The organism is Bradyrhizobium lablabi (genome assembly GCF_900141755.1).
Lineage (GTDB): Bacteria > Pseudomonadota > Alphaproteobacteria > Rhizobiales > Xanthobacteraceae > Bradyrhizobium > Bradyrhizobium lablabi_A.
This window is the reverse complement of the sequence record NZ_LT670844.1, coordinates 6,819,077-6,844,106: the sequence shown is the minus strand read 5'-3', so window position 1 is coordinate 6,844,106 and position 25,030 is coordinate 6,819,077. Positions and strand designations below refer to the sequence as shown.

20 protein-coding genes, 1 tRNA gene and 1 pseudogene are annotated in these 25,030 nt (G+C 60.8%); 8 read left to right on the top strand and 14 right to left on the bottom strand.

Annotated features, from left to right (window positions below):
• Position 1: 1 nt before the first annotated feature.
• The 6 genes from B5526_RS31735 to B5526_RS31710 all read right to left on the bottom strand — a co-directional run bounded on the left by B5526_RS31735 (position 2) and on the right by B5526_RS31710 (position 12,307).
• The gene (locus B5526_RS31735; RefSeq protein ID WP_172842160.1) at positions 2-1,213 is read right to left on the bottom strand and encodes an efflux RND transporter periplasmic adaptor subunit; all 1,212 of its coding nucleotides are present in this window, start codon (positions 1,211-1,213) and stop codon (positions 2-4) included.
• A 172-nt stretch (positions 1,214-1,385) separates the two neighbouring features.
• Positions 1,386-2,807 (bottom strand): glycosyltransferase, encoded by a 1,422-nt coding sequence (locus B5526_RS31730; RefSeq protein ID WP_079543675.1) that lies wholly within the window; start codon positions 2,805-2,807, stop codon positions 1,386-1,388.
• 27 nt (positions 2,808-2,834) lie between these two features.
• Positions 2,835-10,352 carry a non-ribosomal peptide synthetase gene (locus tag B5526_RS31725; protein ID WP_197688380.1) on the bottom strand — a complete coding sequence of 2,506 codons (7,518 nt, stop codon included), beginning with the start codon at positions 10,350-10,352 and terminating at the stop codon, positions 2,835-2,837.
• Positions 10,353-10,390: 38 nt separating this feature from the next.
• Positions 10,391-10,615 carry an MbtH family protein gene (locus B5526_RS31720; protein ID WP_079543674.1) on the bottom strand — a complete coding sequence of 75 codons (225 nt, stop codon included), beginning with the start codon at positions 10,613-10,615 and terminating at the stop codon, positions 10,391-10,393.
• Between the two features lie 51 nt (positions 10,616-10,666).
• A complete protein-coding gene (locus tag B5526_RS31715; protein WP_172842159.1) occupies positions 10,667-11,269 on the bottom strand; it encodes an acyl-homoserine-lactone synthase in 603 nt (200 codons plus the stop codon).
• Between the two features lie 309 nt (positions 11,270-11,578).
• On the bottom strand, positions 11,579-12,307 hold the full coding sequence (locus tag B5526_RS31710; protein WP_079543672.1) for a LuxR family transcriptional regulator: 729 nt from the start codon (positions 12,305-12,307) through the stop codon (positions 11,579-11,581).
• Positions 12,308-12,403: 96 nt separating this feature from the next.
• On the opposite strand from B5526_RS31710, the gene B5526_RS31705 reads away from it, so the two are divergent.
• Positions 12,404-12,796, top strand: coding sequence for an ABC transporter substrate binding protein (locus B5526_RS31705; protein WP_079543671.1), 393 nt, complete (start codon positions 12,404-12,406; stop codon positions 12,794-12,796).
• 163 nt (positions 12,797-12,959) lie between these two features.
• A complete protein-coding gene (locus B5526_RS31700) occupies positions 12,960-13,229 on the top strand; it encodes a DUF2312 domain-containing protein (RefSeq protein ID WP_079543670.1) in 270 nt (89 codons plus the stop codon).
• 363 nt (positions 13,230-13,592) lie between these two features.
• On the opposite strand, the gene B5526_RS31695 is transcribed toward B5526_RS31700, so the two are convergent.
• Positions 13,593-14,753 carry an IS30 family transposase gene (locus B5526_RS31695; protein ID WP_079545661.1) on the bottom strand — a complete coding sequence of 387 codons (1,161 nt, stop codon included), beginning with the start codon at positions 14,751-14,753 and terminating at the stop codon, positions 13,593-13,595.
• Between the two features lie 226 nt (positions 14,754-14,979).
• Between B5526_RS31695 and B5526_RS39520 the strand changes: the two are divergent.
• A pseudogene (locus B5526_RS39520) lies at positions 14,980-15,246 on the top strand (HlyD family type I secretion periplasmic adaptor subunit); the annotation flags it as partial.
• Positions 15,247-15,617: 371 nt separating this feature from the next.
• Here B5526_RS39520 and B5526_RS38110 read toward each other — a convergent pair.
• Complete coding sequence (locus tag B5526_RS38110; protein ID WP_154071548.1) at positions 15,618-16,118, bottom strand: hypothetical protein; 501 nt, start codon at positions 16,116-16,118, stop codon at positions 15,618-15,620.
• A gap of 1,193 nt (positions 16,119-17,311) precedes the next feature.
• On the opposite strand from B5526_RS38110, the gene B5526_RS31680 reads away from it, so the two are divergent.
• From B5526_RS31680 to B5526_RS31670, 3 genes are all read left to right on the top strand, one after another.
• The gene (locus B5526_RS31680) at positions 17,312-18,436 is read left to right on the top strand and encodes a tyrosine-type recombinase/integrase (RefSeq protein ID WP_079543667.1); all 1,125 of its coding nucleotides are present in this window, start codon (positions 17,312-17,314) and stop codon (positions 18,434-18,436) included.
• A 90-nt stretch (positions 18,437-18,526) separates the two neighbouring features.
• A tRNA-Leu gene (locus B5526_RS31675) sits at positions 18,527-18,613 on the top strand.
• Positions 18,614-18,800: 187 nt separating this feature from the next.
• Positions 18,801-19,640 (top strand): universal stress protein, encoded by an 840-nt coding sequence (locus B5526_RS31670; protein WP_079545659.1) that lies wholly within the window; start codon positions 18,801-18,803, stop codon positions 19,638-19,640.
• A gap of 249 nt (positions 19,641-19,889) precedes the next feature.
• Here B5526_RS31670 and B5526_RS31665 read toward each other — a convergent pair whose 3' ends face one another.
• On the bottom strand, positions 19,890-20,222 hold the full coding sequence (locus tag B5526_RS31665) for a GYD domain-containing protein (RefSeq protein ID WP_079543666.1): 333 nt from the start codon (positions 20,220-20,222) through the stop codon (positions 19,890-19,892).
• Between the two features lie 278 nt (positions 20,223-20,500).
• On the opposite strand from B5526_RS31665, the gene B5526_RS31660 reads away from it, so the two are divergent.
• Positions 20,501-20,893 carry an ABC transporter substrate binding protein gene (locus tag B5526_RS31660; RefSeq protein WP_172842158.1) on the top strand — a complete coding sequence of 131 codons (393 nt, stop codon included), beginning with the start codon at positions 20,501-20,503 and terminating at the stop codon, positions 20,891-20,893.
• Here B5526_RS31660 and B5526_RS31655 read toward each other — a convergent pair.
• Positions 20,860-21,255, bottom strand: coding sequence for a BrnA antitoxin family protein (locus B5526_RS31655; RefSeq protein ID WP_079543664.1), 396 nt, complete (start codon positions 21,253-21,255; stop codon positions 20,860-20,862). The genes B5526_RS31660 and B5526_RS31655 overlap by 34 nt on opposite strands.
• The gene (locus B5526_RS31650) at positions 21,248-21,511 is read right to left on the bottom strand and encodes a BrnT family toxin (protein ID WP_079543663.1); all 264 of its coding nucleotides are present in this window, start codon (positions 21,509-21,511) and stop codon (positions 21,248-21,250) included. Before B5526_RS31650 ends, B5526_RS31655 begins: the two co-directional genes overlap by 8 nt.
• A 251-nt stretch (positions 21,512-21,762) precedes the next feature.
• On the opposite strand from B5526_RS31650, the gene B5526_RS31645 reads away from it, so the two are divergent.
• A complete protein-coding gene (locus tag B5526_RS31645) occupies positions 21,763-22,401 on the top strand; it encodes a cytochrome P460 family protein (protein ID WP_244562107.1) in 639 nt (212 codons plus the stop codon).
• A 171-nt stretch (positions 22,402-22,572) separates the two neighbouring features.
• Here B5526_RS31645 and B5526_RS31640 read toward each other — a convergent pair whose 3' ends face one another.
• The 3 genes from B5526_RS31640 to B5526_RS31630 form a co-directional block, all read right to left on the bottom strand.
• Positions 22,573-23,430: an IS3 family transposase gene (locus tag B5526_RS31640; protein WP_079543662.1), complete on the bottom strand. Its 858-nt coding sequence runs from the start codon at positions 23,428-23,430 to the stop codon at positions 22,573-22,575.
• Positions 23,427-23,828 (bottom strand): helix-turn-helix domain-containing protein, encoded by a 402-nt coding sequence (locus tag B5526_RS31635; protein ID WP_079536392.1) that lies wholly within the window; start codon positions 23,826-23,828, stop codon positions 23,427-23,429. The genes B5526_RS31640 and B5526_RS31635 overlap by 4 nt, the downstream gene beginning before the upstream one ends.
• A gap of 528 nt (positions 23,829-24,356) precedes the next feature.
• Positions 24,357-25,016 carry a glutathione S-transferase family protein gene (locus B5526_RS31630; RefSeq protein WP_079543661.1) on the bottom strand — a complete coding sequence of 220 codons (660 nt, stop codon included), beginning with the start codon at positions 25,014-25,016 and terminating at the stop codon, positions 24,357-24,359.
• Between the last annotated feature and the right edge of the window lie 14 nt (positions 25,017-25,030).

Below are 25,030 nucleotides of genomic sequence, written 5' to 3'. Positions count from 1 at the left end.
ATCAACCGCCTCCCGCGGCTCTCGCGTCAATGCGGACGGGCGCAATCCGTTCGCCCGGCCTGGCGAAGGCTGCGGCTCGGACGACGACCTCCTGGCCTTCGATCAGACCGTTTACGATCTCGACACGGGTGCCGCGTTTGAAGCCAGTTTCGACGTTGCGGATTTCGACGACATTGTTCGTTGCAAGCTGGACATAGGTGCCTTCCTTGCCGAAGAGGACGGCCGACAACGGCACGGTGACGGCTTGTCGCCTGCCAAGTGTAATGTTACCGCGAGCAAAAATACCGGCCCTCATGGCCGGATGGCGCGAGAGCGCGACCGCGACGCGGCCGAGCCGGCTCATTTTGTCTACGGTCGGATCGACCAGCCGCACATGACCGCCGATGGCCTCGCTGACGCCGGCCAGCCAAACTTCAACGGTTTGGCCTGGCACGATCTGCGAGAGCATCGTTTCCGGAACCTCGGCGTCGAATTCGATTTCACTGTTGCGTACGATCCGGAATAGAGGCTCGCCCGCCATGCTGGCTACAGCGCCCAGGCGGGCGGCGCGGCGCGAGATAGTCCCGGCAGCCGGCGCCTTCAGTTCGGTTCGCGCGATTTTCAGATCGATCTCGCTGCGTTGCGCCTCCGCAAGCGCTTGTTCGGCTTTGGCGATGCGAAAATTCGCCTCGGCGGCGGTGGCCTTCGCGGCGGCGACCTTGGCCTGGGTCTCGCGCGCCAGCAGCTGCACCGGAGAGGTCGTGCCGGTGGCGCCCAATGTTTGCGTACGTTTCAGCGCGTCCGCCGCTTCGGCTTCGGTGGCCTGCGCCTCGGCGATCGACGCCTTCATCTGCGCAATCGACGCCTCGGCTATCGCGATCATCGAAGTGTTTTGCGCGAGCTGTGTCCGGAGCATAGTGGCGTCGAGGCGGGCGAGCACCTGGCCTTGTTCGACGCGATCGCCGACGTCGGCCAGGATCTCGACAATGCGTAGCCCGTCGAGTTCGGTACCGACGACAATCTCCTCTCGGGCCACGAGGGATCCGGTAACCGCGAGCGTCTCGGTTATCGAATGCCGTTCGGCTCGGGCGAGCGTCGTGGCAATCGGTGCGGCGCCCAAGGGCCCGTCCGTGTCCCGTCTTGGGTCGGGGAGTTGCGTTGCGACCGCCTCGATCTGCTGACGCTTCGCGCCGATCACCGCGAAGATGTAAACACACACTGTGACGACGAGCATTAGGAGGGCGATCCAAGCGGGCCTCAGCGACGGCTTTTTCACCCCATTGCCTTCCTTTGGATCCACACTGACGGAGCGGCATCGCATCCGAATGTGACGGCCAGCGTTAGCGTCAACAATAGCGGGGTCTCCGCAGTGAGTACGGAGGAGACTATTGAAGCATCGGGGCGGATCAAATCGTTCTCGACATCGCGCGTATCGAACCGGTGTCCACGTCGACAGCCTGGCGGCTTGCACCCCCCGCCGGAGCGTCGACAGAGCGGAGCCCGCGACGTGTATTTCCGTGACCGCTCGCCGCCGTCTCGCCGGCCGCAAGGTCTTCGACCAGTTCCGCAATCTCGTCACGAGCGTTGTGGCGGGCGAATGCGGTGCGCAGCGCCTGCGCGCGATGTCGGTATTGCGGCTTCGTGAGTACGGCGCGGACCGCCTCGCGTATCTGCGAGGCCGATGGCCGGCCGGTGCCGAGATTGATGCCGGCGCCAGCCCACGCGACCCGCGCGGCTATTTCCGGTTTTTCCTCGCTATCCCCGGCTACGACCAAAGGCACACCGAGATTGAGCGCGTGAGTGACGGCGCCATAACCGCCATTGGTCACCATGACGCTCACTTTCGGGAGCAGGCGGTCGAACGGCAAGAATGTCCCAGCCTTCGCATTGGGCGGCAACGCCACGGGGATCGACTCGACGGGTGGGCCACCGGTGCTTGCGATCACGGTCAGATCCTCGTTCGCCAGCGCCGTCAGAGTTGGCCCGACAAGCCGCCCAAGATCCTCGTTTGCGACGGTGCCCTGGGTGACGAGCACGATCGAACCGGCTTTTTCGCGGTCGTCCCACCAAGGCGGCAGGCGGACGTCGGTAGATGGCGGCGGCAGCAGCGGTCCGACGAAGCGGATGCTGTCGGGCATTTCGCCGCGCGGATATTCGAATGCCTTGGCCGTGAGCTGCAAATACAGATCAGGCAGCGTAATCATGGCGTCGAAAAGGAATGCCGGCAGAGGGTGCGATCCGTGCTTCGCGAGGATGTCGTCGAAGTATCGCTGCGTTGAGCTGAAAATCGCTTGTTGTAAATGATTGTTCATCGCAACATTGCGCGTGCGGTCCTCCGGCGTGAGCGCCGGTGGAAGCGCTGTGCCGAAGGGTGCGGTGTCCGGGCTCGACAGTGCGAGAGCCGTGATTCCGAGCGCGACGATCGGGACTCTTTGCTCCGATGGTCCGAGCAGGAGTGGAAAGGTCCCGCAGAACATCGCATCGACAATGATCGCATCCACCGGGAACTCGCGGCGGATGTCGCGTATCCCGGCGCTCTGATACGGTATTGCATCGGCGAAGAAGTGCTTCAATCCGAAGCAGAGTTGAGCGGGGCCTGGTGCGAGCTTGCGGCGTTCGGGAAAATGATCGTCAAGTCGCCGATAGTCGATGTCGATTTCCGGGCGGAACGCGACGAATCGCGCGCCGGTCGCCTCCACTCGCTCCCTGAACACGCTCCCAGTATGCACGACGACCTCGTGGCCGCGACTGACGAGGTGTTGGGAAACGGCCAACAAGGGGAAGACGTGACCGGGTACCGAGGTGGCGGCGATGAGAAACCGTGCCATATTGTGCTCTCCCTATCCCTAACCCCACTAACCTGCTCGCTGCTCATTCGCGGTTGCTGGCACCCGAGCATCGGACACAACTTCAGGAAGCCGCAAGCTGGCGAAATAGCGTTCAAGAAGGGCGGGACTGACCGGGGCAATCGGCGCGTTCACCGCAGCCAATTGTTCCTGCGTGAAGTCGGACGCGATCTCGGGGTGCGATCGCGACGTGTCCTCTTTTGACACGATGGACAGGACAGCTGCGAGATCATCGTCCTGCGTTTCCGCAAGCCGCCGTCGCGCAATGTCCATCCATCGATCGAGCGACACGAGCTCGAGCCGCAGGCCGAGCCGGTGAAAGATCCGCGGGACCTCCTGCACATGGAGCGGTTCGCTGCTCATCAGGTGATAGACGCTACCCCAGGACGCTTCGCTGCCCGCGAGCCGGACGATTGCCCGCGCGACGTCATCCGCAGGCGTCATGTTCAGCAGAAGATCCAGGTCGGGAATCGCCCCCAGCTCGGCATAGAGCCGGACAAGCCGCCAGATCAGATCCGTTTCGTTGCAGATTCCATTCACCCGATCGCCGGTGACGCTGCTCAGCCGATAGATCGAGACCGGCAGGCCGCGAGCCTGTGCCCGCCGGGCGAGCGTGTCGCCGACCCACTTGCTTTGACCATAGCCGCTCGCGAGACCCTGCCACGACGTGAGGTCGGTCTGCTCCGACACCGGCCCGCACTGAATTTTGTCGATTACCGCAAGGGTGGAAACATAGTGCAGACGCTTTGGTCGTCCATTCGCGGTCCAATCGAGCAACGTGAGGACGCTGTCGACATTGGCGGGCTTTAGCGCGGCATAATGATGAAGGAATTCCACGTTCGCGCCGCAATGATAAATCGCGTCGCACTCGTCACGCACGATGCGGGTACCCCTGTCATCGAGTCCGAGTGCCGGATGTCCGAGATTTCCGGTCAAAATCTCGATACGACGCTCGTCCCAGCACGCCGAAAGCTTTCGCTTATCGAGCGCCTGTCGCAAACGGGCCTCGGCCGATTGCCGGTCCGCGGCGCGGACATGGCAAGCGATATGCGCGTCGGTCTCCTGGAGCAGCGTGGAGAGAAGATGACTGCCGACAAAGCCCGTGGCTCCAGTCAGGAAAATGCGCCTGGGATTCTTCGGCGCGCGCGCGCCGGTCAGCTTGATGTGCGACGGCAGGAAGATGTCGCGGGACAGGTCCGGGGTGTCGTCCGAAGGTCCATCGAGATCGAGCCTCGCCGCGAGATCCCTGACGACGGGCGTCGTATAGACCGCCGTGATCGGGAAGTCCGACTGGATCTCGTTGCGGATGCGGCGGCCGAGGCGGATGGCGAGCAGCGAATGGCCGCCGAGATCAAAGAAGTTGTCATGAATTCCCACGCGCTCAAGCCCAAGCGTCTCGGCGAACAGCGTGCAGAGTTTCTCCTCCCGTGCTGTCCGCGGTGGTGTGTATTCGTTGGTGGGTTGTTGGTCGGGGGCAGGAAGGGCGTTGCGATCGAGCTTGCCGCTGGGCGTGAGTGGCAGCGCGTCGAGCACGACGAACGCGGCGGGGACCATGTAGTCCGGCAAGGTGCGCGCGAGATGCTGGCGCAGCATCGGCGCGTCCGGCGCATGACCAGCGGCGGGAACGACATATCCGACGAGGCGCTTGTCGCCAGCACGGTCTTCGCGGGCGATCACCGCGGCCTGGGCGACGCCATCATGCTGACCGAGCGCGGCCTCGATCTCGCCGGGCTCGATGCGGAAGCCGCGGATCTTGACCTGATGGTCGGCACGGCCAAGAAAATGCAGTGTGCCCTCGGGGCGCCAGCGCGCACGATCGCCGGTGCGGTACATCCGGCTGCCCGGCGGTCCGAACGGATCGGCGACGAAACGTTCGGCGGTCAGGCCCGGGCGGTTGAGGTAGCCGCGCGCCAGACCGCTGCCGGCGATATAGAGTTCGCCCGCCACTCCGACCGGCGCCGGCTGCAAGCCATCGTCCAGGACATAGACCCGCGTGTTCCAGATCGGACGCCCAATCGGCGGATCCGCCGCGCCGGAGAGCGGCATGCTCATTGTGGCGCAAATCGTCGCTTCGGTTGGTCCATACGCGTTGACCATCCGCCGCCCTTCCGACCAGCGCGCCACCATATCGGGCGGACAGGCATCGCCACCAACGATCAGCGTGCCGAATTGCTCGAGCCGCTCGGTCGGCATGCCGGCGAGAACCGCCGGCGGAATGAGCGCATGGCTGACGGCGTGCCGGGTCAGCGTATCGGCAAGGATCTCGCCGACAATGAGGCCGGCCTGCGGGACGATCAGCGCGGCGCCAGCAGGGAACGCCATGAGCAGTTCCATGATCGAAGCGTCGAAACTGGACGAGGAGAATTGCAGGATGCGCGAGCCGGGAGTGATGCCGAGCCGCTCGATCTGAGCTCCGGCGAGGCTGGTGATGCCGATATGCGAGACGACGACGGCTTTTGGGGTTCCGGTGGAGCCGGAGGTGTAGATGACATAGGCCGAGTTGAGCGGCGTGAGCGGTGTGGTGCGGTCCTGGTCGCGCGGATTAGTGTCGGGCTGACCGGCGAGGATGCCGGCGGTGTCGGAATGATCCAGTACAAGACGGGCGGCGGCCTCTGGCAGGCGCGGGGCGACGGCATTGCTGGTGACGAGGCACACCGGCTTGGCGTCGGCGAGCATGAAGGCGAGACGGTCGGCGGGATAATCTGGGTCGAGTGGTAGATAGGCGGCGCCGCTCTTGACGATGGCGAGCAGGCCGACGATCAGCTCGGCCGAGCGCGGCAGTGCCAGAGCGACGATCTGCTCGGGGCCGGCGCCTTGCGCGATCAGCAGATGCGCGAGTTGGTTGGCGCGGGCGTTGAGTGCTGCGTAGCTCAGCGTGGTTTCCTCACACACCAAGGCGGTGGCGTCACCGCGCTGCGCGACCTGCGCCTCGATCAGCGCCGGCAATGTCGCCTGCGGCACGGCGCGCGCGGTGTCGTTCCACTCGACCAGCACCCGACGCCGCTCCGCGGGGTCGAGAATGTCTATGCCGCCAATTCGATCATCCGGCGCAGCGGTTGCGGATTCGAGCAGGCGCACCAAACGCGCGGCGATGGCTTCGACGGTTTCCCGCTCGAATAGATCCGTGCTGTATTCGATTTTACCTTCGATCCCTCCCGACATGCCGTGCGTGACACCACTCTCGGTCAAGATCAAGGCTAGGTCGAATTTGGCAACTCCGATGCTCATCGGTTGCGACACAGCGGTGAGGCCGGGCATATCGAGACTAGGCATGCCTGCGTTCTGGAACGCCAGCATCACCTGGAACAGAGGGTGGCGGCTCAGAGACCGTGTCGGATTGATAGCCTCGACGAGGCGCTCGAACGGCAAATCCTGATTCGCGTAGGCGTCGAGATCCGTAGCGCGCACGCGATCCACCAGTTCGCGGAAGCTGGGATTTCCGGCGGTGTCAGTGCGCAGCACCACGGTGTTCACGAAAAATCCGATCAGGTTGTCGAGCGCGTGATCGGTTCGCCCCGCGATCGGGCTGCCGATCGGGATATCGGTGCCCACGCCGAGCCGGGTAAGCAGCGCGGCGAGGCCGGCCTGGAGCACCATGAAGAGGCTGGCCTGCTGTTCGCGCGCCAGCATCAGCAGGCGTCGGTGCAATTCGGGCGCGATCTCGAAGGCGATAGTATCGCCATGATGGCTGGAAACAGCCGGCCGGGAGTGATCAACCGGCAGTTCCAATTGCTCCGGCAGACCGTGCAGTGCCGTCTTCCAGTACGCGAACTGGCGCGCTATTGGGCTCTCGGAATCACCTTCGTTGCCCAGCAGCGCGTGCTGCCAAAGCGTGTAGTCGGCGTATTGCAAGGGCAGCGGCGTAAAGATAGGCGCGTTGCCTTCACTACGCGCGGTATAGGCTGTAGCGAGATCGCGAGCCAGCGGCCCGAGCGACGCTCCGTCGCCGGCGATATGGTGAACAAGCAGCAACAGAACCTGCTCGTGCGGCGTGAGGACGAAGAGGTCGACGCGGAGCGGCGGGTCGACGGCGAGATCGAAGCCGCGGCTCGCGGCCGCCGTGAGCGCCTGTGGAAGCTCGGCCTCGGTGGTTGCCGTCACCGCGAGGATGGGCCGGGCGATTTCCGCATCAAGGATCAGCTGGCGCGGTATGCCCGCCGTTTCCGGGAAGACGGTTCGCAGACTCTCGTGTCGCTCTACCAAATCGGCGAGGGCGGATTCGAGGGCGTCCCGGTCGAGGGTACCGCGAATGCGCAATGCGAGCGTGAGATTATAGCGCGGGCTTTGTCCTTCGAGATGGTTAAGGAACCATAGCCGACTTTGCGCGAAGGAAAGCGGGATCACCTCCGGACGCGGCTCTGGGCTGAGAGCCGGTCGTGCCGCCGCCTGGGCCTGGTCGAGCCGTTCGGCGAGCCCGGCGATGGTAGAAACTTCGAACAGCGTACCGAGTGGCAGCTCGACGTCGAAAGCAGCACGGATTTTCGAGATCAGATGCGTCACGAGCAACGAGTGGCCGCCGAGATCAAAGAAGTTGTCATGGATGCCCACACGCTCGAGCCCGAACGTCTCGGCCCAGAGGCCGGCAAGCACCTTCTCCGTCGCTGTCCGCGGTGGTGTGTATTCGTTGGTGGATTGTTGGTCGGGGGCAGGAAGGGCGTTGCGATCGAGCTTGCCGCTGGGCGTGAGTGGCAGCGCGTCGAGCACGACGAACGCGGCGGGGACCATGTAGTCCGGCAAGGTGCGCGCGAGATGCTGGCGCAGCATCGGCGCGTCCGGCGCATGACCAGCGGCGGGAACGACATATCCGACGAGGCGCTTGTCGCCAGCACGGTCTTCGCGGGCGATCACCGCGGCCTGGGCGACGCCATCATGCTGACCGAGCGCGGCCTCGATCTCGCCGGGCTCGATGCGGAAGCCGCGGATCTTGACCTGATGGTCGGCACGGCCAAGAAAATGCAGTGTGCCCTCGGGGCGCCAGCGCGCACGATCGCCGGTGCGGTACATCCGGCTGCCCGGCGGTCCGAACGGATCGGCGACGAAACGTTCGGCGGTCAGGCCCGGGCGGTTGAGGTAGCCGCGCGCCAGACCGCTGCCGGCGATATAGAGTTCGCCCGCCACTCCGACCGGCGCCGGCTGCAAGCCATCGTCCAGGACATAGACCCGCGTGTTCCAGATCGGACGCCCAATCGGCGCGAATTGGCTATCACCGTCCTGCTGCCAAGGCCACGACATCACCTGGATCGTTGTCTCGGTCGGGCCGTAGAGATTGACCAGTCGGACGTTCCAGGCCGACGTCACTTCTCTCGCGAGGTGAGAAGCCAGCGCCTCGCCACCCACGAAAACGTGCTTTAGGCAATGCGTGTCGGCCCGACTGATGAGTTCGGATGTTGCTGCGAGCAGCGACGGCACGAACTGAGCAACGGTGATGCCCTGATGCTTGATATAGTCGATCAACTGCTGCGGATCGCGAGTGACATGGGCTGGCGCGACGTTCAATGCAGAGCCTGAAAGCAGCGGCAGCCAGATCTCCCACCCCGCGGCATCGAAGCTGACCGACGTCCGGGACAGCACCTGAGCCTCTTCGCTTACCGGGTATTCGCTCATCATCCACAGCATGTGATTGAGCAGACCACCATGCGAGACGACGACGGCTTTTGGGGTTCCGGTGGAACCGGAGGTGTAGATGACGTAGGCAGAGTTTGCCGGGGTGAGCGGTGTGGTGCGGTCCTGGTCGCGCGGGTTGGTGTCGGGCTGGCGGGAGAGGATGCCGGCGGTGTCGGGATGGTCCAGCACAAGGCGCGGGGCGGGTTCCGGCAGGCGCTGGGCGATGGCAGTGCTGGTGATGAGGCACACCGGCTTGGCGTCGGCGAGCATGAAGGCGAGACGGTCGGCGGGATAATCGGGGTCGAGTGGTAGATAGGCGGCGCCGCTCTTGACGATGGCGAGCAGGCCGACGATCAGCTCGGCCGAGCGCGGCAGGGCAAGGGCGACGATCTGCTCGGGGCCGGCGCCTTGCGCGATCAGCAGATGCGCGAGCTGGTTGGCGCGGGCGTTAAGGGCGGCGTAGCTGAGCGTGGCGTCCTCGCACACCAGCGCGATGGCGTCACCGCGCTGCGCGACCTGAGCCTCGATCAGCGCCGGCAATATCGTCTGCGGCACCGCGCGCGCGGTGTCGTTCCACTCGACCAGCACCCGACGCCGCTCCGCCGCGTCGAGAATGTCTATCCCGCCAATCGGCCGGCCGGGATCGCGTACGATTGCGTCGACAAGCCTGACGAGACGCCGCTGGTGATCGGCGAGGTCCTTCGCGCTGTAGAGCGCGGGATTGGCATCGAAATCAATGCGCAGGCCTTTCCCATCGCCGCGGTCGTAGACGAACACGCCAAGGTCGTCGGCCGAGCCATTGGACAGGTTGTGCGGCGTCGCAGGATGCCCGGCGAAGCGAAGATCATAGTCGAACGGCTCGATATTGATGAGGGTCGTAAAAAGGTGCTGGTTGGTAGGAAGCAGGTTGAGATCCCGCCTCAGGTCCTCATACCTGTAGCACTGGTGCCGAATAGCCTCGCGGACTGTCCGTCCCACCTCGCGAATGAGCGACGTCGCGCTCATGTCCGGCCTCATGGCCAAACGCAACGGCACGGCGTTCGCAACCATGCCAGGAACACAGCGCAGGCGTCCTTTGGGCCGGGCAACAACCGGCAGGCCAATGACCAGATCTTCAACACCTGTCACGCGATAGAGATATGCCGCGGTCGTGGCGATCATGATCTGCGGGAGAGTTGCACCGCTGACCTGCGCTGTCGCGCGCAGCGCCTGCACACTTTCAGCAGAGAGATGGATCGTCTGACGAAGGAGACCGCCGACATTTTGCCGCCGCTGATCGGCCAGACTGAGCGCGACCGGCCGATCGGCGAAGCGCTCCACCCAATACTGGCGGTCGCGTGCAAATCGTTCGGAGCTTCGGTACGCGGTCTCCTCTTCAAGGAGGAGTTCCAGGGGACCGAACGTGCCCTCTTCTGGAGAACGTCCCTCGGCGAACGCGGTGTAAATCTCGGCGACGCGCCGGGCGAAGAGCCCGCCCGCGAAACCGTCCCAAACGATGTGATGACCGCGATGGTACCAGAAATAGCGGTCCGGCGCGGCCTTGAACAAGGCGCAGACCCAAAGCGGCCCTTTCAGCAGATCGACCGGTCGAGCAACCTCTGCCATCATCCAGTTTTCTGCCGCCGCTCGCGGATCCGGCTCGGAGCTGACATCGATGAACGGAAACGTCGTATCCAATCTGGGGGAAATCACCTGTCGAGGCCCATCGTTCTGCTCGATGAAGCTTACCCGCACGGTTTCCGCTTCCATTCCGGCTTGCCGCAAGGCCGCCTCGAACAGTGCAGGATCAATCGGCCCGTGAATTTCTATGGACTCGGCAAGATTGAATATCGAATCCGGCGAACCGAATTTCTGCGCAAACCACATGCCCGCCTGGGCAGCGGTGAGCGGCAGGATTTGTGAAGAGTTGCTGATCGCGTCCACGGCTTCCCCAATCGTACATGTCTTTAGCGGATGATCGATTACCGGCTCGGCAGTGATGCCTGTTGGATGTCGGCGCCGGTTCTCGGACGCATGTCCGTCCAATTCTTGCCGATGTATTCGATGCAGGCCTCGCGGCCGTTCTGCTCGTAGGCGGTGGACCAGCCGGCCGGAATTTCGGCGGCTGCGGGCCAGAGCGAATATTGACCTTGGTCATTGACCAGAACGACGAAGGCGCCGCCTTGATCGTCAAAAGGGTTGCTCACGTCTCGTGCTCCAATCTCGACTAGTGGATGAGTTCAGTCGTGCTCTTACGATCAGGCTGCGGCGGCGTGCGCGAGGCCCACGCGTGCTTCAAGCTGTCGGAGGATTTGTGCGGACACGTCAAGCTGTCCGGCCATGGCGATGGTGTTGCCGATTCGGTGCGCGGGGCCGAGGCGCTCGAGCTGCCAGCCAGCGCGCCTCAGGATTCGCTCCATTCGCACGTCGACGACACAGGCGATCGTGCTTATGCCGTTTGACAGGCCGAATTTCAGAACGCCGATCAGCAGGTCGTAGGTCGTTTGTGATAGGCCTGCTTCAGCCGCGGTAGTGTTCCCGCTCACGGCAAATCGGCTGGCTTCCCACACCCGTTCGCCGCGAGGCACGGCTGCCTTGGTCACAAAAGACGCAAAGATGTCGCGAAGCATATTCGGACCGGTCGTCGGCAGAAGGCGGACGCAACCGTTGAGGGTACCATATCTGTCTATCGAGAGCAGATAGCTCGGCCCCAAGGCGTCGTATTCGTCGAACTCGAGTTCGCCGCTTACGGTGACGTCCCAGCCGAGCCGGTCCTTGAACACCGTCTTCCGAATGCGATGCATTTGATACAAACTGCTGACGTGGCGTTCTGCGTTGTCTTTTGTGACAATTCTTATCATCGGCGCCCTCATCCCGTGCATTAGGATGGAACATTACCCGACGGTAGGCATCAGCTTGAGCTGTCTACCTTTACAGGTATCCTGTGCGCGGGGGATGTGAGAGGGTGGAGGTTGATTGCGCGTGAACACGTTCCGCCATGTAGCCAGAACAAGACGACTCAGAACAAAACGACGATGCTGACACGATAGACTAATGGGCGCTGACTCGGCCGGCCGAGAACTATGATACGAGGACGCGCATCGGCAAACCCAAGCGCCGCTCTTGGACTCAAGTCAGGGCACAAACTTCAGATTGCACCGACCGAGCGGCTACATGCTGATGATGTCGTACATCAGTCCCTTGGCGACCGCCTGCTGCACGGTCGCCACTCCGAGCTTGCGCTTGGCGTTCTCGGTGTGAAAGACCACCGTTCGGCGGCTGACGCTTATAATTTCCGCGGTATCCAAAGCGCTCTTTCCGCGAGCTGCCCATTGCAGGCAGGACCTCTCGCGCTGAGTCAGGCATGGGCGAAGCGGTGAAATGTGCGGCGGCGTTACGTTGCGCAGTTGCGCATGCAGGTAGATCGCAATGAGATGCAGCTGATGGCGGTATTGCTCGACTCGGGCATCGAACGCCGAACGGGAATCGCAAGCGGCGAGCGTGAGCGTTGCAACCTTTCCCTGGCGATCATGGATCGGAATGGTGACGCCATGTCGAATCCCGAACTCGCTGGCCTCGTCTAAAAGCCACTTTTGCTTGTTGGTTAGCTCTGTATCGAATCGGTCGCCCGACCACGCGAAGGGAAGCGTCGTTGTGATCGAGCGCGCGATAACCGGATCGATCCTGTCATACCGATTTGCGCAGTACTGTTCCACCCAGGAACTCGGATACGTCGTCATTACCAGTGTGTCGTCGTCATCGCCTCGTGGCGCGAAGCTTAGATAGGCAAAACACGAAAAGCCGTATTGATCCAAAGTTCGTCGCAACAAACGCTCAATTTCAGGCGTGCTATCGTGCATCGAGAGATCTTGAACGAATTGTTCAAATATTTTATCCATTTTGCACGCCCTCGCCCCACGCGGCCTAAATCTGATTCATGACCGATTTGCGGCCTGTGGTAACATTTCTGATCTCTGTTGTGACGCAGCCACACAATGATCGCAGACCATTGTGGCAACCAAGAACATCATGGCTACCTTACTGTTACTGAACCCGGAGGCGCGGTAATCGTTCCTCCCGATTCTTTCATGTCGGCCCGTTTCAAACTCGTTGTCGAAATGGCCACGCGTTACAACGTTCCCGCGATATTTCAGTTTAGGTATTTTGCCGCTGAGGGCGGCCTCGTTTCCTACGGCATTGATCTTCCCGATCTGTATTTGCGTTCCGCTTCCTATGTCGATCGCATCCTTCGGGGCGAGAAACCAGCCAATCTTGCGGTACAGCAACCCACAAAGTTTCAACTAGTGATCAACCTCAAAACCGCGAAAACGCTGGGGCTTACCGTTCCCTCCGCCCTATTGGCCACCGCGGACGAAGTGATTGAATAAAGGAGCCTGCTTCCGCTAATGGGCACTTTTCAGACTTGGCATCCGGGCGCGTACTGCATCACCAATATGCTCGGGCTTGATTTGCGGTAGGCACACCCTGCGTTAACGCGTTGGTCATTTCTTTGCGTTCATTTTCACGATCTCATTCAACAAGAGAGGCACCATGTCTGACATCAGCATTCCCGGCGGACGGATCCGTTCTTTCGTAGAGCGGATCGAGCACTTGGACACCGAATTGCAGGAGTTGAACGAGTCGAAAAAGGAAGTCTTTTCGGAGGCCAAGGCTGAGGGTTTTGATGTGAAAATCCTCAAGGAAATCATCAAGCTGAGGAAGCAGGACAAGGACGAGCGCGACGAGCGCGACACTCTGCTTGATATGTATATGAGGGCGATGGAAACAGCCGGCCCGGAATTGGCCGCCAAGGCCGCTTGACTCAATCGAAATCCAGGCTCGGCCCAAGTGCTTCTCGCCGGACAGGTGATCGGGACAACCCGGTCACCTCTCAATTCCTGTGACTGCTTCTGTGAATTCCTCCACGGGAAGTGAACGCGGCACACCCTGAATCAAAAACCTCTCAGCGTGTGATGGTTGCTAACGCGCTCGCGCCGGCCCGCTATCGTGCCAGCGGAGCCAGGCGGGTTTGGAAGAATTGCACGAAGCGGCCGATGGCGTCGGCGGTTAACCACCCCGCTTACACGATGGTAATTGGGAGACGCTTCGAGCTTCCAAATGCGCACGAAGCTGACCTGTCTACTACAGCGGTTTTTGTTGAATGTCCGCTTTGCGCCTGCCGGCTCAACCGGTCGACGCAACACAGGCGCTAAATCTCTCTGCTGGGGTTTCAAATTGCAAGGTCTCACGTGGTCGTTCGTTTAGCTGACGAGCCACTTTGTTCAGGTAGGCTTGTGAGTGCACCGACAAGTCGGTGCCCTTCGGAAAGTACTGTCTCAGCAGGCCATTGGTGTTCTCGTTCGACCCGCGCTGCCACGGGCTTTGCGGATCGCAAAAATAGACGTCGATTTTGGTCGCCAACGTAAAGCGGCGATGATCCGTAAGTTCCTTTCCCCGGTCCCAGGTCAGCGACTTATACAGCTCCTTTGGTAGCTTCTTCGCCTGCTTGATGAGCGCGGTGACGACCGTTCGGGTGTCCTTACCGGCCACCTTGGCCAACATCACGTAGCGCGTATGACGCTCGACCAAGGTCGCGATGTAGCTGTTGTTCGGCCCGGACAGCAGATCGCCTTCCCAATGGCCAGGCACCGCTCGATCTTCAACCGCCGCCGGTCGCTGGCGGATTGAGACGATATCCTTGATATGCCCCCGTCTATCGCCATCCGGATCGACCGGCTTGGAGCGACGCATCGAGCGCTTCGATCGAAGATGACTAAGCAGCTCTTTCTTGAGCACGCCACGGGTTTGTACAAATAAGCTGCGGTAGATCGTCTCGTGTGACACCTGATTACACTCGTCTTCAGGATGCGTTCTCTTCAGCCAGCCGGCTATCTGCTCGGGTGACCAATCCAATCTGAGCTTCCCCGCGACAGCTCGCCGTAGCCGCGGACTGCTCGCCAATTTACAGCATTTTGGACGACGAGCTCGCGCCCAGGCATTCTCGTCCGCAAGCGTCGCTCGGTAGCGGTCATAGCCGCCATTACGGTTCATTTCCCGGCTCACCGTCGAGGGTGAGCGGCCAAGCAACTTGGCGATCGATCGGGCCGATCGATGTGCCGTAACACCTCTGGAAATCACCTCGCGTTCCGCGAGCGTCAATGCCAGCCTGGAGCGACGCCGCTCGGCAGGACGAAACCCACCATGCGGAGCCACCAAAAAATAGATCGACGATGACTGCTTACCAAAAGCGCGTCCGATCGCCTTTAGCGACTCCCCGCGCTTCCAGCGATCCCATAACTCCGTTTTCTCTGCCGCAGTAAACCCTCTATGAAATTTGTGAGCCATCAAACCACACTCCATCTCTCCTTCAAGATAAAGTGTTGCGTCGACCGGTTGAGACCACCGCCATTGATCGGGATAGGGGGGAGCCTTTCGGCTCCGCCCCTCCCACACCACCGTGCATACGGGTCCGTACACGGCGGTTCGAGAGATTGCGCTAACGCGTTTCGACCAGGGTTGGAAGACCGAGCAATTTGAAGTAGGTGTTGGAAAGCCCAACAGAGAGGGCTTTCAGGACGCCATTACACGCGACACGGCGCAGGATAAAGTGGCCGAGCACCAGAACGCGGAGAGCACAAGCGAGCCAAAGGGGCAGGAGCTTGCCTATGCTGCGCGGGTCTCGCTGGACCGCACGCAGATGAAGGTGGAGAACAACCCCGTCAATCTGTCGCCCGGCATGGCAGTCACGGTGGAGATCAAGACGGGGTCACGCCGGATCATGAGTTATCTGCTTTCCCCGCTGCTGAGGTACAAGCAGGAGACCCTGCGGGAGAGATGAACCGTGCGGGGGCGAGGCCAAATGCGCCCCCGGCCCGCGATTGCACCGGCTGTGTGTGCCGAAAATTAGATTCTGCAATATTGATGGTGAAGGCCGCCAAGGACAGGTCGTGAGACGACGGCGCCGAGGCGCTCAATCGCGCGACGGAGAGGGGCGTCCTTGTTCAGAGATCGATGGGTCCTCGACACATTATAATAGGCGGCATATCCGCGTAGGAACCGGCGCAGGTGCGCTTCACAACGTCGAGCGCCGCTTCCTTTGCCCGCTTGCGATGGTACTCGGCAAGTAACCTGTGCATGGCTGCGAGTTGTTCATGGGTCATTACCTTGCTCCGAGCCAAATGCGAAGACTCTCCGGCGTCCCTAACGCGATCAATGCCGTTGATGACTGTGTCTAACCCATCTCGTGCCACCGAACAGAGTTTCGACAATCACAAGCGTCAGTGCGGTGGCGATGATCACTATCACCACGCTGCGCGGCGCGACTATCGGCTCGGGTTTGCGATCGGTGACGACGATGGACTTCGGTGGCACTATCTGTGTGATATCGGTCCAGCGTTCGACCCATGGTGTCACCGTTATCAGATCGGTTTCGGGTTCATCGGTGGCCATCGCGTTCGCCGATCTGCGCAGGTCTGGCGATGGCATCGGGACCACGAAGCGCGGTGTCTGCTCGGGCTCGGGATGACGCACGCGATGGCGAACCCCATGGGGACGCGTCGGTGTCGCGTCCCAACAATGCTCCGGGCCATGCCAATAGAGGTACACCGTACCAAAATGCTGACGCGCTTCGGTCTTGCTCATGCAGGACGTTGAAGCTTCTGACGGTGTGGTCAGCACTGACAAGAACACGACAATCACTGCGAGGCGCATGCGGTCGCTCCGTCTTAGACCATATACAGACGTTACTCCGGCCTATATCGAATCGATTTCCAAGGCCAACTTGCGTTCACTTGAAGGGCGAAATTTAGAAACCCGAAGAGTGCAAGTTATGCCTGATTTTAAGGGGCAACATGTATGTCCTATTAGCTTGCTAAAATCACCATGCCACGATCATCAAACCGTGCCGATCATGTTGGGCTGGTCATTGATCCCTCGTGGGCGCAAAACCCGCTCACATCCCAGTCGAACAGGCAGAAAAGTTCGTGACGATTGTGAACATCACAACTACCAAGCCGATCGGGATCGAGGTGCCGACAACCCTTCTGCTACGCGCCGACGAGGTGATCGAATAAAATCGGTCGATGACCGCTTTTGGCAGATACTGTTGCAAAAGTCGAAAATCGATCAGCCCCAGAAATCTCGCGAAAGTTGATTTTTAGACGTCCCTGCGGCTGTGTGGCTTTTCAACGCTACTAGGAAGGTCCGTGGTCGATTTTGGACGAAACGATATGGTCCCTCACGTCGCCGCGCGTAAGACGCATCAGCGGCTCTAAAAATTTTCGTTCATCACCCTAAAAGGACTTTTTCAACACTATCGGCACTTAGCTGACGTTGCCAGTCTGGCCGATGTCCGCTTTGCGCCAGAAGCGGCCCTTCATGGAAAATAGCACGGGACGGTCATGATCGGATGACGGGCCATGCTGCTTGGCGCGAGCCGCGCCTCAGCATACGCGTCTATGACCCGACACCACTACATTCGGGCAATATGTCTAAGCCCAACGAGACGAGCGCCGCACCAAAAAGGACTGCTCCCAAACGCAACGAACACGCTCGATCTCCGATGAAAATGCAATGAGATTCTCTGTGCCGCCGCCAAGGTGGGCACTTTCTTTTCGATAAATTGTGCGGCCACATTCTATGTCGGGAGCGCGAGTCCCGCGAGAACAATTCCAAGCGCAACGGATATCCGCATGACGATGCTTTACGGCTCAGGCGCGGACACGGCAACCATCGCCCGTGTTACCGCGAGGGAAGGCCCTCCGCTGGTCCGGTGCTGGCACCCGTGCCGTAGAAGGCGGCGAGCGCATGCATTTCGTCGGGCGTGCGTTCTGCTCAAAGTCTTGCCTTGGCTGAGCAAAATACGCAACCATCCCGGCCGGTCCGACGGTTCGGGGAGAAGCTGAATGGTGGTCAGGGTGAAGTTCAAAGGGCTTAAGATCGCGAACGCTCGGGGCAAGTATTACGTCTATCGCCGAGAGACCGGCGAGCCCCTGATCAAGGGTTTCATTGGCTCGCGCGCCGAATTGCTGCAGAAGCTGGAGGATCCTGAGTTCATTCAAGTCTATAACCGGCCGCGACTGCTCAAGCGTCGGGCGGGCGACTTCCCGATCGAGACCCTGGGCGGCTTCGTCCATTGGTACACCTGCGGCGCGATCGATGACGCCAAAGAAGGCGAGGTCGACGGCTATCCGAAGTGGTGGAAGCTCGCCAAGTCCACTCGTGACGACTATCTCGATGCCTTCGATTATCTGCGGCCCGAGTTCGATATGGTGCTCAACGATATCACGCAGCCGGCTCTCTACGAGGTGCGCGACACCTGCGCGAATGACAAATGGCCCCGCTTCGCCGACCAGATGATCGCGGCGCTATCCTCGATGTTCCGGCAAGCCGTGAAGCGGGGCAAGATGTCCTTCAGCCCGTGCCTGGGCATGGACAAGGCCCACAAGGCCGATCCCAACGCTAACCGCGAGTGGGAGCCAGAGGAGTGGCAATTCGCGCGCGAGAACGCTCGGCTCGAGATCAAGATTTGCCTGTTCCTCGCACGCTACGCCGGCCTCCGCGGCCAGACGATCGTTCAGGTCAACCGGAAGCAGTTCAAGGCGCATCCACTTACCGGGCAAGCCGTCCGGTACAAGGCGCGCAAGAACGACAAATTCGTGAACCTACCGGTGCTGTCCGAGCTGCAGGCCTTCATGGGCGAGCTGAAGGTGCAGCGGGCAGACGGGCTGATCGCCGTCCGCGACGACGGCACCGCGTGGCCGTCCGAGAAGGAGATGCAGACCCGGGTGAGCCATTGGCTGCGCGACCAGGAGCGCGCCGGCCACATTGGCGCCGGCACCACGCTGCACGGTTTGCGCGTGTCCTACGCCGCTTGGTGGAGGCGCACCGGCGCCAACACCCGCGAGGTGGCCGATCTGATAGGCGACGAGTCGGAACGCATGGGCGCCCACTATACCCGGCACGTCGAGGCCGAGCAGAACATCATCCGGGCATTCAGCAGGATCAGCGACCGTCCGGACAAGGCGTGAACAGGTTTTGTAACCGAAATGGAAAACCGCAAGGGTTCGATTGGAAAACATTTGCCGGCCCGGGACGAAAAAGCTATGGAAATCAATAGGGCGGACGTGGCGGAACTGGTAGACGCAAGGGACTTAAAATCCCTCGATGGCAACGTCGTGTGGGTTCGAGTCCCACCGCCCGCACCAAGGCCTAGGATTGTACCACTTTGAAATGGCGTCGCGTGCCGCGATCATCATCTCACGGGCTTCGCTCCCGCGAGTGATTCATTGGGCCGTCCAAGAAGATCAGCGAAGCGCGTTGGCAATTCGGGAAAAGCCGCCGCTTTGGCTGCATTGGACTATCGTTCATTTGCAACGAGCGGAGGAGCTGACGATGAAGACGATTTTGGTACCAATCCAAAATACCTCGGCCATGAAATCCACGCTCGAAACGGCGGTGCTGCTCGCGCAGCGCACCGGCGCCTATATCGAGGGTGTTCCACTGTGGTTTGGCGCCCCTGAGTTTGTCGTGGCAGAGCTGGCCAGCAGCTATTCCATGGAAACCTATCGAGCGCGGCGCGAAGAGGAAACGGCGGGGGCGCGCAAGCTCTTCGAAACCTTCATGCAGGAGCACGGCGTTGCTGCTGTGAGAACGACCACGGACCGGCCTTCGTTTGGCTGGTTTGCCGAGGTGCCGCCGGGTGAAGGTCTTGTTGGCAGCCATGGCCGCGCGTTCGATGTGATCGTCATGAGCAGGCCGGACGCTGAAACGGCCGCTCTATATAAACGTGCCATCGAGTCGGGACTATTCGAAAGCGGTGGGCCTGTTGTGCTGTCGCCACCGACCGCTCCGAAACAGATCGCGACCAACATCATGATCCATTGGAATGGCAGCACCGAGCAGGCCCGCGCCAACGCTTTGGCGATGCCATTGCTGCGGCTAGCCGGGCGCGTGACGGTTTTGACTGTCGTCGGTGGACAGGGTGTGCCGGGTCCATCAGCCGATCAGGTGCGCAAGCAATTGCGGTATAATGGGATTGCCGTCGAGGCCATGAACGTTGAGCTGGACGGCCGCAGCACTGGTGAAGCGGTCCTGGCTGCGGCCAAGGAGCAAGGCTGCGATCTATTGGTCAAGGGAGCCTTCACAAGGAACAGGCTGCGGCAAATGATTTTCGGCGGCGCCACCAGCCACATCATGGAGCACGCGGACTTGCCGTTATGGATGGCGCATTAGACAAGCGCGCTACCGTTGCCGTGCACCGATAGCGACCATATCGCGGGCGCCGATACGTCGCGAAAAGTGCGAACCGCAAACATGTGTCTATGGCATCGTTGTAGCGGGCTTGAGTTGACCTCAATCGACGAAAGCGGCGAGTCAGACCACCCATGCGCCCAGCAAAACAAACCCGCATCCAAATGATGAACCCGCGGCGGAAGGCCGACCGGATCGACCCGGATGCGGGTGATCGAAGGCCGACGATTCCTATCGGGCGGGCTTATAACCCTTGGCAACGGACTCCGACTTCTTCAGGGCCCCCAGGAACTCCGCTCCGGTCATCAATGCAGTGGTATGGCTGGCCTTGATTGCGCCGCCCCCGGCAATCGTCACGGCGATGGCGGCCATGCTCTCGTTGTTCGGCACATCGGCGATCAGGATGAGATCATAATCGCCGAAGCAATACCAACCACCAACCATTTTGCCGCCGACGGCTTCGCACACCTGCCGTCCAACGGATTCAACGCGGTTTTGCGGGTTCTTCATCTGCGCTGCCCATGATTCTCCGGTGTAGCTTGCCTGATACATATAGAGCGCCATGTCTGAACTCCCTGGTTGAAGTTTTGGCCAGAAATCTCAAATGAACCCTGGCGCTTGTTGATAGCATATTCGCCACGCGCCGTCCTTGCGTCCTGCCTGCTGTCGAAACGGTTGCACGCCGCGAACGGCCACGGAACTCTCGTGATCACCAGGCCTGGAGCAGCACGACGCCGCGCCAAAGTCGCCGGTGGCTATATGACAATCGAGAACAGGGATCGGCGTCCGGCCGGTTGCTTTCGGGTTCCACCGCGCGCGCGAAAAGCGCAAGGGGCATGCAGGTGCTGCCGATCGCATTGCAGTCGCCCGATCAGCTCGATTCGGTTTTCGCCACCCTTGCGGCGCAACATCCCGACACGCTGCAACTTGTCGCGGATTCCGGGAATATCGATCTGAACGATCGCATCGCCGCGTTGGCGCTGGCGCATCGTCTGCCGAGTTTTTCCACCGTAACCGACTTCGCCGACTTCGGCGGCCTGATGACCTATGGGATATCATTGCAGACGCTGATCGTCAGAGCGTCGTTTTTCGTGAAAAGGATTTTGGATGGCGCAAAACCCGGCGCCCTGCCGGTGGAGCAACCGACCAAGATCGAGATGGTGATCAATCTCAAGACCGCCAAGGCGTTCCTACCAACGTATCACCTCGCCTTTGACGGATTTCGCCGTCCTTGATCACGGCGACGGTTATCCAATCCCCCCGTTTTTTGATGCACCTCGTAAAAGCGACGCAGAACTGTATTGATACGAGTCTGGTAGCCTTTACCCTGGTCCTTAAACCAGCCCAGGACATCGCTATCGAGCTTAAGGCCAACGGCAACCTTCTCCGGCCGCACAATCTCCGCCCTGGCCCACTCCGCATCAGACATGGGCGCACCTTCACGATCGTTGGCCGCAATAGCTTCCACCTGGGCAGAGGTCTGGCGATCCAGACGCTCCCAGTCGGTCTTGCCCTTAAGAGGCACCAGGCTGCCATCTGCTTTCTTCTGGTAGGGTTTGCCGTCGATTAGGACGGCGCGCACTTTTGCCTTAGCCATAACGCCGTTGCTCCCGCTCGTTTGCTTTGCGCGCGGAAATGATCCAGGTGATCTCTCCGCGTTCGGTGAAGGTGACGTGAAAGACCCGGCCGTTGACCTTAGCGAGCATGTTGTAGCGCACCTCGCCGTAGTCTTTGCGCGTGTCCTTGACCACTTTCCTTCCGGGGTCCGCAAAACCCACCACCACATCAGCGAAGTCGATGGCGCGTTCAGCGATATTCTTCGCGCACTTGGCCGGGTTCCACTCGAACTCCATATTCCATTATGGGGCTCATCTAGACCTTTATCAAGCCTTTTGTCTAGATAAAAGACTAGACCGCTACAGAAACTCCAAGTCTTTTCTTACTGTGACAGTGCGCACCTTAATTGATCTCCGGTGACGCCCGTAAAGTGCGCTGTCACCGCAATTGCAGAAATTCCAGGTCGCATTCACCGAAAGCACGCAGCCAAGAGCTGATTGGGCACCCCCGAAAACATTGACAACCGTCAATTTGCGACGGCGGCCGCTTGTGCTACAAACTCTATCTCGCATTCGGATGCCGCGCGCCGGAAATATACGCGCCACGCCGCGCAATCTTAAATCCAATTGCAAGCAGCAGTGGAGGAGCGAGCCATGAAGAGACCTTCATTCCCGGCGATATCGATTATCGTGGTCTTGCTCGCCGTCTTGGGCGGCATGGCGCTAGCGGCTCAAGACAGATTCACGCTGCAAGTGCCAAACGGCTCTCGTTTTCCGAGTTCAGGGGATACGAAACCTGGCAGGATGTCGCCGTCAGTCAGACTGAAAGCAGCTTGAAAGTGATCGCGGCGAATGACGCGATGATCGAGGCGTATCGACAAGGCGTCCCCGGCAACGGCAAGCCTTTTCCCGAAGGCTCCAAGATCGTGAAGATCGAGTGGTCCTCGAAAAAGAACCCCGAGTCCCCCTATTTCGTGATGGTCCCGGACACCCTGAAATCGGTTTCGTTCATCGAAAAAGACAGCAAGCGATTCCCGGACACCAACGGATGGGCCTACGCCCAGTTTCTTTATGATGCCGCGTCCGACACGTTCAAGCCCAATGGGAACGACGCGAAGTGCGGCTACGCGTGCCACACGACCGTGGCGGCAAAGGATTACATTTTCACGGCGTATCCCCAGAGGTGAACCGAATCTCCGCTGGCTCATCACGGTCATCATTTCAAGTAACCGTTCATGTATCTCCCGAACAGAAACATGAACAAGGCCGCCGCCACCGGGAATTACGGTGACAGTGCTGGACTGCACCCCTGGAACGAGACACGATAATTTCTGTGACAGTGCGGTTGCCATGATGCGTTATCGTGGTTTGTTTTGCGCGAACGCGGTTTCGAACTCAAGGGGCGATTGGTACCCGAGCGCCGAGTGCAACCGGTCCTTGTTGTAGACTTCTGCGATGAAGCTATTGATTCGGCGGCGGGCGTCACTGAGGTCGGCGAAGGCCTTGCCGTCGATCTCTTCGGTCTTCAGCGTCTTCATGAAGCTCTCGGCCTTGGCGTTGTCGAAGGGATTGCCCGGTCTGCTCATGCTGATGGTGATGTCGCGATCGGCCAGCCGTTGGCGATAGGCGATGGAGGCGTATTGCACCCCGCGATCGGAGTGATGGATCAGGCTGCCGGGTTGCGGCTTTCGGGCATCGATGGTTGTCTCCAGCGCGGCGATGGCGAGTGAGGCATCGAGCGTGTTCTCAAAAGCCCAGCCCACGGCCTTGCGCGAGAAGGCGTCGAGAATGACGGCGAGATAGGCGAAGGCTCTGGCGAGATGCACATAAGTGATGTCGGCGACCCAGATTTGATCAGGCGCTGACGGAACAAGGCCGCGCACCAGATTGGGCACGATGAGAAAGGCCGAGGGGCGGTCGGCTGGTGGCTTCAGGAACGGCGCCTTGCGCTGGGCCAGGAGATTGTCCTCGCGCATAAGCCGCTGAACTTTCTTGGCATTCACCACCATGCCCTGCCGTCTGAGGGCCGCTGTCACCCGCCTATAGCCATAGAAGCGGTGCTTGAGGCAAATGCGCTGGATAACGTCGCGCAACTCGCACTCAGCCGCCTCACCGCTGCGTCCGGCAAGGTGCCGGTAATACGTCGCGCGCGGCAGGCCTGCGAGCCTGCACAGGTGCAGCACATCGGCGTGCGAACCGGCCGCTTCTAGCGTCATGGCTTCAATAACTTCGATGATGCGGATGCGGGTTTGCCTTGCGCTGCCGGCCGCTCCAAGGCGCGCAAGGCTTTTCGAAAAAAATCGATGTCCAGTTGCTGGCGGCCCACCAGCCGTTCAAGCTCGGCGATGCGCGCGCTCGCCTGGGCGAGCGCAGAGCGTTTTTTGTCATCCGCCTGTAGCGGCCTGAGCCTGCGGGGGCCAGGCTTGGGCCCGCGCTTGCGATTCAACCCCTCAGGCCCATGGGCCTTCCACGCCTTGATCCAGTCATGCAGAAGCTTGCGCGATATCCCAAGCTTGCGGGCCACAGGCAGAACGCCTTCGCCTCCTTCAGCAAGCTTGATCGCCTTCAATTTGTACGCCGTCGGAAACTGACGGATCTTTCCTTTTGCTGCCACAGGTCATCCTCGAAATGCCTGTCACAGAAATTATCGTGTCTCGTTCCAGGGGTGCAGTCCAGTGCTGTCACCGTAATTCTTATTCGATCACCTCATCCGCGGGGGCAAGCAGAAGCGGCGGAATAATGAGGCCGAGTTTTTTCGCGGTCTGGTGGCCGGAACGCTGTTACGGGTGTGCAATCCACAGCCCGCTTCAATCGCATTGAACCGTCACCGTAATTCTCCGATCCTGTCAGCGAATTTATTGCTTCAACAGGTCGTGACTCATTCGGCGTAAGGGAGCCGCGGGACTTGCGGAACATTGCTGCAGTGCGGATGTTGTACTGCAGCAATGGAGCAAGACGACATGGCCAATGACAATCAGAAGGATCAGCGCCCGGGATCAGCGCGCGAACCGCGCAAGGACGTGCGTTCGCCCCCTGCGCAGAGCGCCCCGCCGGTCCTCAACGACGGGCTGGAATCGCCCCGCAGCAACCACTGCTGATCGCATGCGAAGTGGGATCCGCGCCGAGGTTGGGCTGTTTGCGCTCAGGCCGCCTCTGCCATCTCCGACACCCGCTCCCACGTGGTCGCCCGCATGCTCCGCCGGTCTTCCATTCGTGCCAGCCACGCGACGAGGTTTTGATGCGGCGCGCCGAGCTCGGTCCATTCCGGCGTCTGCGCGAAAAAGCCGATGGCGGGCGCCACCATCAGGTCGGCGAGCGAGATCGTTTCGCCTGCGAAAAAAGCTTGCTCGCCCAGTAGCCGCGCCAATTCACAAAACACCGTGCGCGCCCTGGGCATCGCGGCTTCGATGGCGGCCTCGTCGGGCGCAAGCCCCATTACCCGCGGTCCCACGACGCGATGAAAGACGATGACGTTGCCGACGCCGTGGAACAGGTACCAGTCGTTGATGTTCATCACCTGATCCATCCGCGCGACGCGTTTTACATCTGGTGGCGTCAGCGCGGGCGCCGGCAGCACGCGGTCGAGATAGCGCAGAATCGCTTGCGTCTCATAGAGCATGAAGCCACCGTGCTGCAGCACCGGCACCCGGCCGAAGGGGTGCCGGGCGAGATGTTCGGGCGCGCGCAAGCCGCCGCCTGCGACCGCTGAGAACCGATAGGATGCGCCCTTCTCTTCCAGCGTCGCCAGGACGGCGCGTCCGAACGGACTGCCGGCAACGGAGTGGACTGTGAATTCCGACATGACGATCTCCTTCG

Coding starts and splice junctions, on each gene's coding strand:
- B5526_RS31735 (WP_172842160.1), bottom strand. CDS start 1,213: ATGCTCGTCGTCACAGTGTGTGTTTACATCTTCGCGGTGATCGGCGCG.
- B5526_RS31730 (WP_079543675.1), bottom strand. CDS start 2,807: ATGGCACGGTTTCTCATCGCCGCCACCTCGGTACCCGGTCACGTCTTC.
- B5526_RS31715 (WP_172842159.1), bottom strand. CDS start 11,269: ATGATAAGAATTGTCACAAAAGACAACGCAGAACGCCACGTCAGCAGT.
- B5526_RS31710 (WP_079543672.1), bottom strand. CDS start 12,307: ATGGATAAAATATTTGAACAATTCGTTCAAGATCTCTCGATGCACGAT.
- B5526_RS31705 (WP_079543671.1), top strand. CDS start 12,404: ATGATCGCAGACCATTGTGGCAACCAAGAACATCATGGCTACCTTACT.
- B5526_RS31700 (WP_079543670.1), top strand. CDS start 12,960: ATGTCTGACATCAGCATTCCCGGCGGACGGATCCGTTCTTTCGTAGAG.
- B5526_RS31695 (WP_079545661.1), bottom strand. CDS start 14,753: ATGGCTCACAAATTTCATAGAGGGTTTACTGCGGCAGAGAAAACGGAG.
- B5526_RS38110 (WP_154071548.1), bottom strand. CDS start 16,118: ATGCGCCTCGCAGTGATTGTCGTGTTCTTGTCAGTGCTGACCACACCG.
- B5526_RS31680 (WP_079543667.1), top strand. CDS start 17,312: ATGGTGGTCAGGGTGAAGTTCAAAGGGCTTAAGATCGCGAACGCTCGG.
- B5526_RS31670 (WP_079545659.1), top strand. CDS start 18,801: ATGAAGACGATTTTGGTACCAATCCAAAATACCTCGGCCATGAAATCC.
- B5526_RS31665 (WP_079543666.1), bottom strand. CDS start 20,222: ATGGCGCTCTATATGTATCAGGCAAGCTACACCGGAGAATCATGGGCA.
- B5526_RS31655 (WP_079543664.1), bottom strand. CDS start 21,255: ATGGCTAAGGCAAAAGTGCGCGCCGTCCTAATCGACGGCAAACCCTAC.
- B5526_RS31650 (WP_079543663.1), bottom strand. CDS start 21,511: ATGGAGTTCGAGTGGAACCCGGCCAAGTGCGCGAAGAATATCGCTGAA.
- B5526_RS31640 (WP_079543662.1), bottom strand. CDS start 23,430: ATGACGCTAGAAGCGGCCGGTTCGCACGCCGATGTGCTGCACCTGTGC.
- B5526_RS31630 (WP_079543661.1), bottom strand. CDS start 25,016: ATGTCGGAATTCACAGTCCACTCCGTTGCCGGCAGTCCGTTCGGACGC.